This window comes from Cyanobium sp. T1G-Tous (assembly GCF_024345455.1).
In the GTDB taxonomy this organism is placed as follows: Bacteria; Cyanobacteriota; Cyanobacteriia; order PCC-6307; family Cyanobiaceae; genus Cyanobium_A.
This window is the reverse complement of the sequence record NZ_JAGQBD010000009.1, coordinates 44,982-60,199: the sequence shown is the minus strand read 5'-3', so window position 1 is coordinate 60,199 and position 15,218 is coordinate 44,982. Positions and strand designations below refer to the sequence as shown.

15 protein-coding genes and 3 tRNA genes are annotated in these 15,218 nt (G+C 66.4%); 10 read left to right on the top strand and 8 right to left on the bottom strand.

Annotated elements, in window-relative coordinates:
• Positions 1–127: 127 nt before the first annotated feature.
• Both KBY75_RS07115 and KBY75_RS07110 read left to right on the top strand, forming a co-directional pair.
• A complete protein-coding gene (locus KBY75_RS07115; RefSeq protein WP_255023477.1) occupies positions 128–1,225 on the top strand; it encodes a dipeptide epimerase in 1,098 nt (365 codons plus the stop codon).
• Positions 1,219–2,280 (top strand): DUF1611 domain-containing protein, encoded by a 1,062-nt coding sequence (locus tag KBY75_RS07110; RefSeq protein WP_254935893.1) that lies wholly within the window; start codon positions 1,219–1,221, stop codon positions 2,278–2,280. Before KBY75_RS07115 ends, KBY75_RS07110 begins: the two co-directional genes overlap by 7 nt.
• 49 nt (positions 2,281–2,329) lie before the next feature.
• On the opposite strand, the gene KBY75_RS07105 is transcribed toward KBY75_RS07110, so the two are convergent.
• Positions 2,330–2,402: transfer RNA gene (locus KBY75_RS07105), tRNA-His, on the bottom strand.
• 73 nt (positions 2,403–2,475) lie between these two features.
• Positions 2,476–2,688: a hypothetical protein gene (locus KBY75_RS07100; RefSeq protein ID WP_254935894.1), complete on the bottom strand. Its 213-nt coding sequence runs from the start codon at positions 2,686–2,688 to the stop codon at positions 2,476–2,478.
• Between the two features lie 162 nt (positions 2,689–2,850).
• On the opposite strand from KBY75_RS07100, the gene KBY75_RS07095 reads away from it, so the two are divergent.
• From KBY75_RS07095 to KBY75_RS07085, 3 genes are read left to right on the top strand one after another with little or no spacing between them, the layout of a single operon-like run.
• The gene (locus tag KBY75_RS07095) at positions 2,851–3,222 is read left to right on the top strand and encodes a DUF4359 domain-containing protein (RefSeq protein ID WP_254936205.1); all 372 of its coding nucleotides are present in this window, start codon (positions 2,851–2,853) and stop codon (positions 3,220–3,222) included.
• Positions 3,222–4,505: an amidohydrolase family protein gene (locus tag KBY75_RS07090; protein WP_255023461.1), complete on the top strand. Its 1,284-nt coding sequence runs from the start codon at positions 3,222–3,224 to the stop codon at positions 4,503–4,505. The genes KBY75_RS07095 and KBY75_RS07090 overlap by 1 nt, the downstream gene beginning before the upstream one ends.
• On the top strand, positions 4,498–5,877 hold the full coding sequence (locus KBY75_RS07085) for an FAD-binding oxidoreductase (protein ID WP_255023460.1): 1,380 nt from the start codon (positions 4,498–4,500) through the stop codon (positions 5,875–5,877). Before KBY75_RS07090 ends, KBY75_RS07085 begins: the two co-directional genes overlap by 8 nt.
• Here the strand turns inward: KBY75_RS07085 and KBY75_RS07080 are convergent.
• From KBY75_RS07080 to murA, 5 genes are all read right to left on the bottom strand, one after another.
• Positions 5,861–6,412: a pentapeptide repeat-containing protein gene (locus tag KBY75_RS07080; RefSeq protein ID WP_255023459.1), complete on the bottom strand. Its 552-nt coding sequence runs from the start codon at positions 6,410–6,412 to the stop codon at positions 5,861–5,863. The two genes, KBY75_RS07085 and KBY75_RS07080, sit on opposite strands and share 17 nt — an antisense overlap.
• A gap of 180 nt (positions 6,413–6,592) precedes the next feature.
• Complete coding sequence (locus tag KBY75_RS07075; protein WP_255023458.1) at positions 6,593–7,849, bottom strand: folylpolyglutamate synthase/dihydrofolate synthase family protein; 1,257 nt, start codon at positions 7,847–7,849, stop codon at positions 6,593–6,595.
• Between the two features lie 7 nt (positions 7,850–7,856).
• A complete protein-coding gene (locus KBY75_RS07070; protein WP_255023457.1) occupies positions 7,857–9,053 on the bottom strand; it encodes an aspartate aminotransferase family protein in 1,197 nt (398 codons plus the stop codon).
• 41 nt (positions 9,054–9,094) lie between these two features.
• Positions 9,095–9,176, bottom strand: a tRNA-Leu gene (locus KBY75_RS07065).
• 12 nt (positions 9,177–9,188) lie between these two features.
• Positions 9,189–10,505, bottom strand: a complete 1,317-nt coding sequence (murA, locus tag KBY75_RS07060; RefSeq protein WP_254935898.1) for a UDP-N-acetylglucosamine 1-carboxyvinyltransferase — start codon at positions 10,503–10,505, stop codon at positions 9,189–9,191.
• A 153-nt stretch (positions 10,506–10,658) separates the two neighbouring features.
• Between murA and KBY75_RS07055 the strand changes: the two genes are divergently transcribed.
• The 5 genes from KBY75_RS07055 (at position 10,659) to trpC (ending at position 14,262) form a co-directional block, all read left to right on the top strand.
• Positions 10,659–10,742 (top strand) — tRNA-Leu (locus KBY75_RS07055).
• Between the two features lie 8 nt (positions 10,743–10,750).
• Positions 10,751–10,999 (top strand): hypothetical protein, encoded by a 249-nt coding sequence (locus tag KBY75_RS07050; RefSeq protein ID WP_254935899.1) that lies wholly within the window; start codon positions 10,751–10,753, stop codon positions 10,997–10,999.
• Between the two features lie 19 nt (positions 11,000–11,018).
• Entirely contained in the window at positions 11,019–11,840 is an 822-nt protein-coding gene (locus KBY75_RS07045; protein ID WP_255023456.1) for an RNA methyltransferase, read from the top strand.
• 38 nt (positions 11,841–11,878) lie between these two features.
• Positions 11,879–13,369 (top strand): dihydrolipoyl dehydrogenase, encoded by a 1,491-nt coding sequence (locus tag KBY75_RS07040; RefSeq protein WP_255023455.1) that lies wholly within the window; start codon positions 11,879–11,881, stop codon positions 13,367–13,369.
• A 5-nt stretch (positions 13,370–13,374) separates the two neighbouring features.
• Positions 13,375–14,262, top strand: coding sequence for an indole-3-glycerol phosphate synthase TrpC (gene trpC / locus KBY75_RS07035; RefSeq protein ID WP_255023454.1), 888 nt, complete (start codon positions 13,375–13,377; stop codon positions 14,260–14,262).
• 207 nt (positions 14,263–14,469) lie between these two features.
• Here the strand turns inward: trpC and rpsD are convergent, their stop codons facing one another.
• Positions 14,470–15,078: a 30S ribosomal protein S4 gene (gene rpsD / locus KBY75_RS07030; RefSeq protein WP_254935903.1), complete on the bottom strand. Its 609-nt coding sequence runs from the start codon at positions 15,076–15,078 to the stop codon at positions 14,470–14,472.
• Positions 15,079–15,218 lie beyond the last annotated feature (140 nt).

Sequence of the window (15,218 nt, the reverse complement as noted above, 5' to 3'; positions counted from 1 at the left end):
TTGTGATATTCAGGATCGCGAGTTGATCATGGTGATCCTGAGTTGTGTTGGCCCCAGTGGCTTGTTCACAGGCAACCTTTGAGCCATGCCAGCTTGGAAGCCCATTCCAGGAAAGGCCGCTGAAGCCATGCGCCTGAGCCTGCAACGCTTTCAGCTCACCAAGGCCGTGCCCCTGGCCATCAGCCGTGGCACGACGGCTGCGGTGGAGCACCTGCTGGTGAGCCTTGAGCACGACGGGCTCACGGGCATCGGCGAGACAGGTGGCTTCGATACCGGCCACCGCCATTACGACACCGATGCTGTTGCGGCGGAGCTGGAGGCGGTTGGCCCCCAGCTTGCGCTTCTGGCGCCCCAGCCCCTGCAGGCCCTGGAGCCCCTGCTGGCCGCCCTGAGCCCCCCGGCCCGTTGCGGCTTGGATCTGGCCCTGCATGACTGGTGGGGCAAAAGGTTGAACCAGCCGCTGCACCGGCTCTGGGGCCTGGATCCAGGCGCCTGTGTCGCCACCAGCGTCACCCTTGGCTTAGGTACGCCCGAGGCTGTGCTGGCGCGGCTCGAGCGCTGGTGGCTGCAGCTGCCTGCCACCCGCATCAAGCTCAAGCTGGGCAGCCCCGCTGGCATCGCCCACGACCTGGCCCTGCTGGAGGGGGTGGCTACCGCCCTCGAGCAGCGGCGCCAGCAGACAGGTAGCGCCTGTGAGCTGCAGGTGGATGCCAACGGCGGCTGGGATCTGGCCACAGCCCGGGCCATGCTCGAGCCCCTGGAGCGGGCCGGCGTGGTGCTGCTGGAGCAGCCCCTGGCGCCCCTGCTGGATCCGCAGCTGGATACCGCCGGCTTTGTAGCCCTGCGCGGGCTTTGCCCCCTGCCCCTGGTGGCCGATGAGAGCTGCTGGCAGCTGGCCGATCTGCTGCGGCTGGCCCCCCACGTAGATGGCATCAACATCAAGTTGCTCAAGAGCGGTGGCCTCAGCGAGGCCCTGCTGCTGGCCCAGACAGCTCGCCGCTTGGGTTTAGGGGTGATGGTGGGGTGCTACTCGGATGGGGCCCTGCTCAATGGCGCCGCAGCCCAGCTGCTGCCCCTGGTGACCTGGCCCGATCTCGATAGCCACCTCAACCTGGTGGACGACCCCTTCAAGGGGCTGCCTGTGGAGGGAGACGTGCTGATCCCGCCAGCGGGCCCCGGCCATGGCATCGATCTGGGTGTCGCCATGGGGCAGCTGTCATGTTGAGCCCAAACGCTCCGGTCGTGCTGCTGCAGCACGGGGGCCTCAACGACCTCAGCGGCAAGACCGGTTTGGCGATGTTGCGCTATCGCAGTGGGCCGATCGTGGCGGTGATCGATCCTGCTTTCGCTGGCTCCGACCTGCAGCAGGTGAGCGGCATTGAGCGGGCTGTGCCGGTGGTGGCTGACATGGCGGCAGCCCTGGCCTACGGGCCCGAGGTGGCGGTGGTGGGGCTGGCCCCCTCCGGTGGCCGCCTGCCACAAGCGATGCGGGCCGATCTGCTGGCGGCGCTGCAGGCGGGGCTGAACCTGGCTAGTGGCCTGCACAGCCGCCTTGGCGATGATCCCGAGCTGGCTGCCGCCTGCAGCCGAGCCGGTCAGTGGATCTGGGATCTGCGTCAGGAGCCGGCTGGCTTGGAGGTGGCCGCAGCGCGAGCCGCTGCCCTGCCCTGCCGCCGCGTTCTGGCCGTGGGTTCGGATATGGCCGTGGGCAAAATGAGCGCCTGCTTGGAGTTGCAGGCTGAGGCCAGGCGCCGCGGCCTTGATGCCCGCTTTGTGGGCACGGGGCAGGCGGGAATCTTGATCAGCGGCCAGGGCGTGGCCCTCGATGCCGTGCGGATTGATTACGCCGCCGGTGCCGTGGAGGCGGCCGTGCTGGCCGCCGCCGTTGGGGCCGGGCCGGAGGCGTTGCTGCTGGTGGAGGGCCAGGGGTCGCTTTGCCATCCGGGCTCCAGCGCCACCTTGCCCCTGCTGCGCGGCAGCCAGCCCACCGATTTGCTGCTGGTGCACCGCGCTGGCCAGAGCCACGTGCGCACCCGGCCAGGGGAGGTGCCGGTAGCGATCCCGCCCCTGCCCGAGTTGATCGCGGCGCTGGAGGCGCTGGCGGCCTTGGGGCGTCCCGATGGCCTGCGGCCGCGGGTGCGGGCCGTGGCGCTCAACACCGCCCGATTGGACGCCGCCGCAGCTCAGCTTGCTGTTGCCGCCACCGCGGCCGAGATCGGCTTGCCCTGCGCCGATCCGGTGCGGCATGGGGCTGCGGTTTTGCTGCAGGCGCTGCAGTAGGTCACAAAAAAGCCGCCCCAAAAGTGGTGGGGACGGCTAGGTAATCAAGGGCGAGCGAGGGGATTCGAACCCCCGGATGGCGGCACCACAAGCCGCTGCCTTAACCGCTTGGCGACGCCCGCCGCGCCTGTCGAATGTAGCAAGTCGTGGCCTGTCAAGGCTTCTCACCCGTTGCGGCGACCTGCTTCAGCACAGCTACCGCGGCCTCAGCCACATGATCGGAATTGCTACAAGGCAGAGAATCCCCGCGCCTGTTTGCAGTTCGGGCAGCACGCCGGCCACTGGTACCAGCAGCGGCGAGCGCAGCCAGGGCCCGACTAGGTCGCGTAGAAATGCTGCTGAGTCGGCGTCGAGCAGGGCTGCTGCCAGGGCAACCAGAAAGGCCGTGCCAATGAGCTTTTGGTCCATGCCCTTGCTCCTGAGCTCGCATTAGACAGGACGTTGAGGGTTGGGGCAAGGCGCCCTGCCGTGGCTAGCAATAGGTGTCAACCTTGTTTGCCTGCAACTTTGCACCGTTTGGTTTGCCGTTTGGACACCCCGGCCCGCTTTGCATGGGCGCCTGGCTTGATCGTGCTCGCCCTGGCTGCTGGCGGGCTTGCCCTCACCAATCCATCGCCAGCCGATTTCCGTGCCTACGCCAGTGATCGCCTAGTGGAAGAGATCAGCGAGGAGCTCTGCGGCGATGGCGGCCTGCCGGTGCTGTTGCGGATGGCAATCAACAACTGTGTGGGGCTTGTTCAGGCCCAGCGAGAGGCCTTGGCGGCCGTGGTGCTCAGCTACACCCGCCGCCGCAACTACGGCCTTTTGAGTGTTTTCGAAACTGAGCTGGGTGGTCAATCGCTGCTGCGCTGGCAGGTGCCGCGCTTTCGCTCCACCGTGGTGGGAGTAGCCGGTCAATTTGTATTGATCAGCGCTGCCACCGACCGTTCCGAGAGCCCCTAGTGGAGCTGCGCCTGCCCCGGGGACTGCTGGATCCGCGCCTGGGCGGAGCCGGGTTTCGCGCCGATGCGGATGGGCTGGTGTCCCTGTGCATCGCTTTCGAGGCGGGACGGATCACGGCCATTTCGCCCCGGCCCGCCCCGGCGGCGGCGGCGGCCAGCCTGCCCCTGGCCCTAACTCCCCTAATTGAGCCCCATGCTCACTTGGATAAGGCTTTCAGCGCCGCCGCCTTTCCCAACCGGGAGGGCACGATGGCGGCGGCCTTAGCTGCTAATCAACGCGAATACGCTCAGCGCAGCGTTGAGCAGGTGGCTGAGCGAGCTGAGCGCGCCCTGGAGCGGGCCTGGCGCAACGGCGTGCGGGCGATCCGCAGCCACATCGATAGCGTGGGGGTTGGGGCTGAGCCCAGCTGGGAAGCCCTGTTGGCGGCCCGTGAGCGCTGGCGCGATCGGCTGGAGCTGCAGCTGGTGGCCCTGGCACCGATGGCCCATTGGCTCACGGCGGAGGGGCAGGCCCTGGCCCGGCGGGTGGCCGCTGGCCAGGGCCTGCTGGGTGGGGTGATCGGGCCGCCCTATGGCCAGGGTGCCGCTCAGCGAAGCGCCGACCGCGAGGCCCTGCTGGCCCTGCTTGACCTTGCCGAGCGCCATGGTTGCGGTGTGGATCTGCACGTTGACGAAGCCGATGCCTGCCCTGGTGAGGGGGTGGCGATGGTGGCTCAGTTGGTGTTGGAGCAGCGCCGCGCCGTGGCGATCACCTGCAGCCACTCCAGCAGCATGGCCCTGTTGCCGCCACGCAACTGCGACCGGCTGGCGGATCGGCTGGCCGCCGCCAACATCGCCGTGGTGGCTCTGCCCACCTCCAATTTCTGGCTGCTGGGACGCCGGCCTGGGCGCACCCCCTGGCGGCGGCCCCTGGCGCCGATCCGCAGCCTGCAGCAGGCGGGCGTGCGGCTGGCTATCGGCGGCGACAACGTGCAAGACCCCTGGTATCCCGGCGGTGATTTCGATCCCATTGAGCTGCTGCGCTGGTCGGCGCCGCTCTGCCAATTGATGCCCTGGCAGCGGCTTGGCCTGGCCCCCTTCAGCACCGCCGCCGCAGCGGTGCTGGAGCTGGCCTGGGATGGGGTGGTGCGGCTTGGGGCGCCCGCCGATTTAGTGCTGCTTGGGGCTGGTAGCTGGGGGGAGCTCCTGGCGCGGCCGCCCCAGCGCCGGGTCTTGCGTCAAGGCGTCTGGCTGCCGCCGCCCGAAGCTGAGTTGCTCTCCCCCCTGTTACCACCCCATGGCTGAGCGTTGCCCTGAGGCCCAGATCGCTGCCCTGGCAGCTGAGCTGCGCCGGTTGGATTCGGCCCTGCCGCTGCTCGGGGCCGAGTCGCCGCTGGAGCTGGAGCGGCTCTCCCGCGACTACTACGACTACTCGCCAGTGCTGGTGACACTGCTGCAGGGCTGCCGCGCCCAGTTAGTGGCCAGAGCCACCACGGTGGAGCAGGTGCTGCTGGTGGCAGGAGCCTGTGCTCGCCAGGGCGTGCCCTTGACGGTGCGGGGTGCCGGTACGGGCAACTACGGCCAGTGTGTGCCGCTGCAAGGCGGCCTGGTGCTGGATCTCAGCGGCCTCAATCAGCTGCGCCAGCTCGATGAAGCCACCGGCGTGCTCGAGGTGGAGGCAGGCGCCTTGATGGGCGCGATCGAGCAGCAGTTGGCCCCCAGGGGCCGGGCCCTGCGGTTGGTGCCCAGCACGGTGCGCAGTGCCAGCATCGGTGGCTTTATCGCCGGTGGCTCCGGCGGCATCGGCTCCCTGCGCTGGGGTTTTCTGCGCGATCCCGGCAACCTGCTGGGCCTGGAGGTGGTAACCCTCGAGCCCGAGCCGCGGCTGCTGCAGCTCGATGCCGCCGCCAGCGCCCCGCTCAACCATGCTTACGGCACCAATGGCATCATCACGGCCCTGCGGCTCCCTACCAGCGAGGCGGTGGTTTGGCAGCAGCTGTTGGTGGGCTTCGAGCAGTGGGGGCAGGCCCTGGCGGCGGCCCAGGCCCTTGCCAGCGCAGCCTTTGAGCTCAATGCCATCACCGTGCTGGAGGGGGCGCTGGCTAGCCAGCTCCCCTGGCCGGCGGGCTGTCCGGCGCCCGAACCTGGTGAGCAGCGCCTGTTGTTGCTGGCCGCCCCCGCCTCGCTGGAGGTGTTGCCGAGCTGGCTGGCGGCCAGGGGCGGAGCGCTGCGCTGGCAGGCCCCCCAGGGCCAGAGCCGGGGGCTGCCGCTGCGGGAGCTCAGCTGGAACCACACCACCCTGCATTGGCGCGCCAAGCATCCGGATTGGACCTACCTGCAGATGCTGCTTCCTCAGCCGGAGGCCCCCTGCCTGGAGCGCTTGCGGGAGCAATGGGGCGACGACCTGCTTTGGCACCTGGAGGCCGTGAGGCAGCAGGGTGCGGCTCGGCTGGCGGCCCTGCCGCTGCTGCGCTGGCGCGGCGAGGAGGCTCTGCAGCAGATGCTAGACGATTGCCGCCGCTGCGGTGCCGTGTTGTTTAACCCCCACGTGATCAGCGTCGAAGATGGTGGCTTGGGTGTGATCGATGCCGACCAGGTGGCAGCAAAGGCCGCCTACGACCCGGCCGGCCTGCTCAACCCCGGCAAATTGCGCGGCTGGCTCAGCAGCCCAGGCTGAGGCGGGTGTCGGCGCCGGTGATCGGGTTGGTGCCTTCGGCATCGCGGCAGAGGGAGCGCTGGTCTACCCGGTCGATCAGGGCGTCGCTGAAGTCGGCATCGGTGACGTTGGCGCCGCGGAAGCTGCTGCCTGAAGCGATTGCCCCGGTGAGAATGGCCCCGCTGAGATCGGCTCCAGAGAGGTCCACCTTGTCCATCAGGGTGCCGCTGAGATCGGCGCCGGCGAAATTGGCATTGGGGAAGGCCGCCTGGGTGAGAATCGCCCCGTGCAGATCGGCGCCGCTGAAGTTGGCGTGCCGTCCCGTGGCCCCAGCGAAGGAGGTATTGGCTAGATCCTGGCCGCTGAAATCCTGCTCGTTTTGGTTGGTGAGCGTGTAGTCCACTCCGGAGAAGTCGGCCGCCGCCGGCAGTGGAGAAAGCAGTGGAGACAGCAGCAGCACCAGGGCTAGGGAAAGGGCTATTGATTCCGCCACTGATTTGGCAACTGATTTGGCTCCTGACAGGGCCGCTGAGAGGAGCTCGACGAGGGGAGCCATGGGGATGGGCCGCGGGACCTCACTCTGGCCTGGATGGTGTGCGGTGGCAGCAGGGGGGGAGTAGGTGCGCGTTTTAAGACTTGACTTGGCCTTAGCTAAACCAATAAGCAAAAACCTGCTTGAGCCTGATTGGGGGGGGGGTGGCTCGAGCCGTGCTGGTGGCGATGAGCAGCAGATGAATTAACCAAACTCAGAAGTCTTTGGGCTTGCAACTGGGGCTTGCTCTGATGTGGCTAGCTGGCCGAGTAGGTAGAGAGAGCCAGCGACTACCACGCGCTGCAAACCACTTCCCGCTTGGGCCAGCCCGGCCTCGAGGCTGGGGGCGCTGTGCAGCTGGCTAGCGAGTCTGGGACAGGCGGAAGTAAGGGCTTCAAGGCTCCAGCAGGCGTGCCCTGGCACCGGAACGATCCAGGCCCGGTCGTCCGGGGCCAGCAGGGCCGCGGCTATCTCAGGCCCCTGCTTATTGGCCAACATGCCGAGCAGCCAGTAGCGCGGGCCGGGGGCCAGGCCGTGGCGCGCGGGATGGGCGTCGAGTTCGGCGCGTAGGGCGAGGGCGGCCGGCAGGTTGTGGGCGCCATCGAGCAGTAGGGGTAGGCCGTGCCAGTTCAGTTGTTGCAACCGGCCTGGCCAGCGGGCTGCTGCGAAACCGCGGCGTATGGCTGGGTCGTTGACCGGCCAGCCCCGCTCCCTTAAGGCCCGCAGCAGGCCCAGGGCGACGGCGCCATTGGCGGCCTGCACTGCTCCTGAAAGCCCCAGGGTCCACTGGTTGAGGTCCAGGGGCTGCACCCAGCGCAGCTCGGCTCCCATCGCGGCAGCCCGCTCCACCAGCACCGCCTCCACCTCCGGGCTCTGGGGAGCGCTAATTGCCACGGCTCCCGGCTGGAGCACGCCGGCTTTTTCGGCGGCAATCGTGGCTGGATCCGGCCCGAGGAACTCAGCGTGGTCGAGCCCCACCGAGGCAAAGCCGATCACGGGCCGGTGGGGATGGCAGGTGGTGGCGTCGAGCCGGCCCCCAAGTCCCACCTCCAGCACCACCAGCTCACAGTTCGCCTCTGCGAAGGCCAGAAAGGCGGCGGCGGTGACCAGCTCAAAAGGGGTTAGCTGGTGGCGTTGGGCGACCGGCGTGGCGGTTTCCAGGTGGCGGCGCAGGCATGGCGCGGCGATTGGGTCATGGCCCAGCCGGATCCGCTCGGTCCAGCTCGCCAGGTGCGGCGAGGTGTAGAGGCCGGCGTGGATGCCGCTGGCCAGCAGGGCCTGGTGCACCAGGGTGCAGATTGAGCCCTTGCCATTGGTGCCCGCCACCTGCACGGCGGCAATGCGGCGCTCGGGGTTGCCAAGCTCAGCCAAGGCGGCCTGGAGGCGATCGAGTCCCAGGTCGACGCCGCGGCGGCTGAAGGGCTCGATCAGGTCGGCGAAGTTGTCGGGTTCAGCGACCAAGGCTGTTTCAGCGCCCAAGGCTGACTAGGGCGCGCTCGAGGCGGTCGACGGCTAGGCGCAGGTGGCGGGGCTGGATTACCAGAGGGGGCACGAAGCGCACCACCCGTGGGCCGGCGGGCACCAGCAGCAGCCCCTGCTCCATGGCCGCCTTGACGATGTCCGGAGCGCTTGGGGCCTCTTCGCGCAGCACCAGGCCTTGCAGTAGCCCCCAGCCCCGCACCCCCTCCAGCAGGGTGGGGTGGCGGCTCACCAGCTGGGCCAGTAGCTCTTGCAGCAGTGCGCCCATCCCCTGCACGTGGCTGAGCAGGTCGCGGCGCTCCAGCTCGGCCAGCACGGTGAGGCCGGCGCGGCAGGCGAAGGGGTTGCCGCCGAAGGTGCTGGCGTGTTCACCGGGGCGGAAGTGATCGACTGAGGCTTTCACCGCCAGGGCACCGATCGGGATGCCGCCGCCGAGGCCCTTGGCCAGGGTGATCGCATCGGGCTCGACGCCCAGCTGCTCGTAGCCCCAGAGCTGGCCGCTGCGGCCGACGCCGATCTGCACTTCATCGAAGATCAGCAGGATGTTGTGGGCGTCGCAGAGCTCGCGCACCCGCTGAAAAAAGGCCCTGTTGCCTGGATGCACGCCGCCTTCGCCTTGAATTGGTTCGAGCAGCACGGCGGCCACCCGCGGACCCTGAACTTCGCAGGTGGCGAGCAGGGCTTCAAAGGCGGCCGTGTCGTTGTAAGGGAAGTAGCGGAAGCCCTGCACCATCGGCTCAAAGCCCTGGTGGTACTTGGGCTGGCCCGTGGCCGTAACCGCAGCCAGGGTGCGGCCGTGGAAGCTGGCCTGGGCGGTGAGAATTAGGGGCGCCTTGCCGTCGCCAGTGGCAATGCCCCTCACCGTGTGACCGTGCTTACGGGCCAGCTTGATGGCGGCCTCATTGGCCTCAGCGCCGGAGTTGCAAAAGAAAACCCGATCCAGGCAGCTGCTGGCGGTGATTGCAGCGGCGAGTTCCTCCTGCTCGGGGATTCGATACAGATTGGATACGTGCTGCAGCTTGCCCAGCTGGCGGCTTAGGGCCCGCTTCAGGCGCCCGTCGCTGTGACCGAGGGTGCAGACGGCAATGCCGGCTACGCAGTCGAGATAGCGCTTGCCATTGCTATCCCAAACCCAGACTCCCCGGCCCCGGGTGAGGCTGATCGGGAAGCGGGCATAGGTGTCCATCACGGCTGAGGCAGATATGCCTGAGGGGGTGATGGGCGAGATGGGAGCGGTGGGACTCGAACCCACAAACCCGAAGGCGCTCGATTTTGAGTCGAGTCCGTCTACCAATTCCGGCACGCTCCCGCAGTTGAGAGCTTAAGCCGCCGAGCTGACACGCTCAATGCTGGCACCGGCCGCATTGAGCTTGCCCTCAAGATTTGCGTAGCCACGGTCTAGGTATTCCAGGCCGCGCACGCTGGTGATGCCGTCGGCGGCTAGGCCGGCCAGCACCATGGCGGCGGAGGCGCGCAGGTCGCTGCCTTGCACTGGAGCACCGCTGAGGCGGGCCACCCCTTCCACAAAGGCGGTGTTGCCCTGCATGCGGATGGCCGCACCCATGCGTTGCAGTTCGCCCACGTGCTGCAAGCGATTTTCAAAGATGTTTTCGGTGATGACGCTGGTACCCCGGGCCGTGGCCAGCAGGCTCATGAAAGGGGCCTGCAGGTCTGTTGGGAAGCCAGGGAATGGCTGGGTGCGCAGGTCGACTGCATTGATCTGGTCGGCCTTGATGGTGAGCCCGACGCCGTCGTGCTCCAAGGTGCAACCCGCCTCCTCAAGCTTGGTGAGCACGGCGCCAAGGTGATCTGGGATCACTGGGGTTACCCGCAAATGGGAGCGGGTGATGGCCGCTGCCAGTAGAAACGTGCCCGCTTCGATGCGATCTGGGATTACGGCGTAGTCGGCGCCATGCAGGCGATCCACACCCACGATTGTGATCGTGGAAGTGCCGGCGCCGCGCACCTTGGCACCCATGGCGATCAGCAGGCCAGCCAGATCAACAACCTCTGGCTCTAGTGCGGCGTTGTCAATAACCGTCTCGCCATCGGCGAGCGCCGCCGCCATCATCAATGTCTCGGTGGCGCCAACGCTGGGGCAGTCCATATGGATGCGGCCGCCCGTGAGGCGATGGCCGCTGCCCGGTACCACCGCGGTAACGACCCCATGCTCAATGGTGACTTGGGCACCGAGGGCCTTTAGACCTTTGACATGCTCAACAACGGGCCGGGTGCCGATCTGGCAGCCGCCTGGCAGGGGCACCTTGGCCATGCCAGTGCGGGCCAGCAGGGGGCCGATGCAGAAGAAGCTGGCCCTCAGGCTGTTAACCAGCTCATAGGGGGCTGTAGAGCTATTGATTGAGTCGCCCTTTAATTCCAGCGCGTCACCATCACGGTGCACTTGGCCGCCAAGGCTGCTGAGCATTTCGCTCATGGCGGCGATGTCGGTGAGCGGAGGGACGTTTCTCAGTCGGATCGTTTCCCTAGTTAACAGACAGGCAGCCATCAGCACCAATGCTGAATTCTTGGCACCACTCACCTGCAGCTCACCGGAGAGGCGCCGGCCGCCTCGGATTTCCAGCTGAGGATTTTGAAGAGAACGGGTCTTGTTAGGTGGCTGGACAGCGATCAGACCCATGGAACGACTGCCCGGCTCACGTCGCAGCATATTGACAACAAAAGGTGAGACCGTCTAGACGGCCGCCGCCGGAACTGGCTCCGACCGCTGGTGCGGGTTGCCGATGGCGTATGTTTTCATCGTTGCAACGAGCCCAGCTCTAGCGACAGCCACGCGGATGTGGCGGAATTGGTAGACGCGCTAGTTTCAGGTACTAGTGGCAGCAATGTCGTGGGAGTTCAAGTCTCCCCATCCGCACTCTTCTCATGATAGTTCTCAAGATCTCAAACGCTTCCGAGGTGATGGCCTCGAAGTTAGGCAAATTCCTTGAGAGCCTTACTCCCGACAGCCTTGATCAATCCACGATCGAGGACATTGTCCTCAAGAAATTGGTCGAAAACCTGCATGCCGAAGGCTTGAAGGGTGAGGTTGCCTCAGTACGTGGGCTCGATTTAGACGGCAAGGAGCTCGTAGTGCACGACGGTTTGAGTGTGCGCCGTCACCAGGCTTTCTGAAGTGATCCATCGCGATGGCTTGAGTGCTGCTGAGCCGCTCACTAGCCGCCGCAACCCGCTGGTAAAGCAGCTGCGTCTGCTGCACGAGTCTCGCGGTCGCCGCGAGCAGGGTTTGCTGCTGCTGGAAGGCACCCACCTCCTGCAGGAGGCGGTCCGTTTAGGGCTTCAGCCCAGGGACGTGCTGGCTACCGCCGCTTGGCTGGCTGACCATGGCGAGCTGGTGGCAGCCCTGCCTCCAGGCTGCAGTTGGCGACTGGTGAGTGCTGAGGTGCTGGAGGCCATAGCCACTACCCAGCATCCCGACGGAGTGGTCGCCAGCCTGCTGCCTCCGACGGCAGCCGCTCCAGGCGTGGCCAGCTTTGTGCTGGCCCTTGATGGGATCCAGGATCCCGGCAACCTCGGCACCTTGATGCGCACTGCCTTGGCAGCGGGGGTTGGGGCCCTGTGGTTGGCCGATGGGGCTGACCCCTTTCAACCCAAGGTGTTGCGCGCCTCGGCGGGGGCTGCCTTGGCCCTGCCCCTGGTGCGAGAGAGCAGGCAGGAACTGGCGGACCGGTTGCAGGCCGCAACGGCCGCCGGCCTGCAGCTGGTGGTTGCGGTGCGCCCTGAGACCGGATCGGTGGCTGCTACTTCGGCACCTATTCCCTATTGGAAGCTCGATTGGACCCGGCCCACGCTGTTGCTGCTTGGCAACGAGGGGGCCGGGGTGTCAGCGGAGCTCCAGGCCCTGGCCAGCCAGCGCGTCACCATTCCCCACAGCCCAGTGGTGGAATCCCTCAATGTGGCCGTGGCGGCAGCTCCGCTACTGCTCGAGCGTCTGCGCCAGCAGGCAGGAGCTTGACGGGGGAGAATGCCCGTCAACAACCGCAGTGCTGCCCGGTGAGCGACGCCCCCCTCGACGGATCGCGTTTTGACGGATTGCGTTTTGATGGTTCGAGCTTCGATTACGACGTGATCGTGATCGGTGCCGGCTATGGCGGCTTCGATGCGGCGAAGCACGCTGCCGACCATGGCCTGCGGGTCGCCATTGTTGAGTCGCGCGACATGGGTGGCACCTGTGTGAACAGGGGCTGTGTGCCTTCCAAGGCCCTGCTGGCGGCCAGTGGCCGGGTGCGGGAGCTGGCCGACGCCGAGCATCTGGCGGGCTTCGGCATCCACGCCGCCCCAGTGCGCTTTGAGCGCCAAAAGATCGCCGACCATGCAAACCAGCTGGTGGCAACTATCCGCAGCAATCTCACCAAAACCCTGGAGCGCGCCGGTGCCACGATCCTGCGGGGGCAGGGCCGCCTGGCCGGCCTTCAGCAGGTCACGGTGCGCGAGAGCGGCAGTGGCATCGAGCGCACCATCAGCGCCCGCGATGTGATTCTGGCTACCGGTTCCGAGCCTTTCGTGCCCCGCGGCATCGAGACCGATGGCCGCACCGTCTTCACCAGCGATGAGGCGGTGAACCTCGAGTGGCTGCCCCGCTGGCTGGCGATCATCGGCAGCGGCTACATCGGCCTGGAATTTGCCGATGTGTACACGGCCCTAGGCTGCGAGGTCACGATGATCGAGGCCCTGGATCGGGTGATGCCCACCTTCGATCCCGACATCGCCAAGCTCGCCGCCCGCAAGCTGATCGACGGTCGCGACATCGATGCCCGCGCCGGCCTGCTGGCCCGCAAGGTGACCCCCGGCTGCCCGGTGAAGATCGAGCTGGCAGACATGGCCACCAAGGAGCTGGTGGAAACCCTGGAGGTGGATGCGGTGCTGGTGGCAACTGGGCGGGTGCCCTCTAGCGCCGAGCTCAACCTGGCTGCCGTTGGTGTGGAAACCGAGCGGGGCTTCGTGCCAGTCGACGAGCGGATGCGGGTGTTGGTGGGAGGTGAGCCGGTGCCGCACCTTTGGGCCGTAGGCGATGTGACCGGCAAGATGATGCTGGCCCACACCGCCGCCGCCCAAGGCACCGTGGCGGTAGACAACATTCTTGGCCACAGCCGCCAGATCGACTACCGCTCAATCCCAGCGGCCACCTTCACCCACCCGGAGATCAGCTCGGTGGGCCTGAGCGAGGCCGACGCAAAAGTCTTGGCTGAGCAAGAGGGCTTTGAGCTGGGCCTGGTGCGCAGCTACTTCAAGGCCAATTCCAAGGCCCTGGCTGAACTCGAGGGCGAAGGCCTGATGAAATTGCTGTTCAACAAAGCCAGTGGTGAGGTGCTGGGCGCCCACATCTTTGGCTTGCATGCGGCGGACCTAATCCAGGAGATCGCTAACGCCGTGGCTCGCCGCCAGAGCGTGGTGCAACTGGCCACGGAGGTGCACACCCATCCGACCTTGAGCGAGGTGGTGGAAGTGGCCTACAAGCAAGCAGCCATGGCGGTGGCAGGCTGAGCACCATGGAGATCCGTCGCCGGCCGCCCAACCCCAAGGTGAAGGTGGCCTTTCTTGAATACGCCATCCGTCACGAGGACAGCGAGCCACGTCACATTCTTGAGCAGATCCTCTGGGAGAAGAATCGGGAGATAACGGCCGCCCGGGAGAGGGTGCCCTTGGAGAAGCTCAAACAGCAGGTGGCTGAGCTGCCGGCGACCAGGGATTTTTTGGCGGCTCTGCGGGCCTCCTGCCGCAAGCCGGCGGTGATCGCCGAGGTGAAAAAGGCCAGCCCCAGCAAGGGCGTGATTCGCGAGGACTTCGATCCCGAAGCGATTGCCAAGGGCTACGCCGCCGGTGGCGCTAGCTGCCTCTCGGTGCTCACCGATAAGCAGTTTTTCCAGGGTGGCTTTGAGGTGCTGGTGCATGTGCGCCAGGCGGTGGATCTGCCCCTGCTCTGCAAGGACTTCATCCTGAGCCCATATCAGCTCTATCAGGCCCGCGCCGCCGGGGCCGATGCTGCCCTGCTGATCGCTGCGATTCTCAGCGACCAGGATTTGGCTTACCTGCTCAAGGTGGCCAGGGCTCTGGGCCTGGCCGTGCTGGTGGAGGTGCACGACGGCGAGGAACTAGAGCGGGTGCTGGGCCTTGATGGCGTGCAACTTATCGGTATCAACAACCGCGATCTAGCCAGCTTCCATACCGATCTGGCCACCACCGAGCAGCTCACTGCCGTTTACGGCGAACGCATCCGCGCCAAGGGCTGCCTGCTGGTGAGCGAGTCGGGCCTGTTCACCCGCGACGACCTCGACCGGGTACTGGGTGCTGGCGCCGAGGCGGTGCTGGTGGGCGAAGCGCTGATGCGTCAGGCCGATGTGACCGCCGCCCTGGAGACCTTGATCGGCAGCGACTGATGTTTGTGTTTTCAAGACTTAGCTAAGCCATGGTTTAGCTAGGTAGCGCGCAGGTTGGACACTGCCGCCATTCCGGCCGCCATCCCAGCCGCCGCGCCGGTCGCCACGCCAGCCTCCACAGCGGACGCCACAAAATGAATGCAACAAAAAGCCCCCGCCACAGGGCGAGGGCTTGGGGAGTGCGGGGCTGCCGCAGCAGCCAGTCGCTCACACCTTGCGGGAGTAAAACTCAACCACCAGCAGTTCGTTGATCTCAAGGGCGACCCATTCGCGCTCGCATTTGCTGATCACCTTGGCGACGAGCTTGTTCTTATCGAGCTCCAGGTGGGGCGGGATGTTGGCCAGACCCGGGAACGCCAAGTTGCCTTCAGCTAATTGCTTGCTCTGCTTGCGCTCGCGCACGGCGACCACATCGCCGGCCTTGCACTGGTAGCTGGGGATATCCACGACGCGGCCGTTCACGGTCACGTGGCCATGGTTAACCAGCTGGCGGGCGCCGGGGACGGTGGGGCCAAAACCCAGACGGAAGCAAACATTGTCGAGACGGTTCTCGAGCAGTTTCAGCAGGTTGGTACCCGTAGAACCCTCCTGGGCCCGGGCTTTCTTGACGTAGCGAACCAGCTGACGTTCGGAGATGCCGTAGTTGAAGCGAAGCTTTTGCTTCTCTTCGAGGCGGATGGCGTATTCGGAGCGCTTGCGACGGGCTTGGCCGTGCTGACCGGGGGGATAAGACCGCTTGGCGGACTTACGGGTGAGACCGGGAAGGTCTCCCAAGCGCCGCGTGATCCTCAGACGAGGGCCGCGGTAGCGAGACATGAAAACAAATTCAAAGGACGAAGTACCTCCCTTGGGAGGCAAGGCGCTGCGGTATCGAGCATGCTGGGATGAACCCGCTAACTCGAGCTGTGCCGCGCCAACGATCGATCCTATCGGTTGGGCCGCGCAGCCTCGATCTC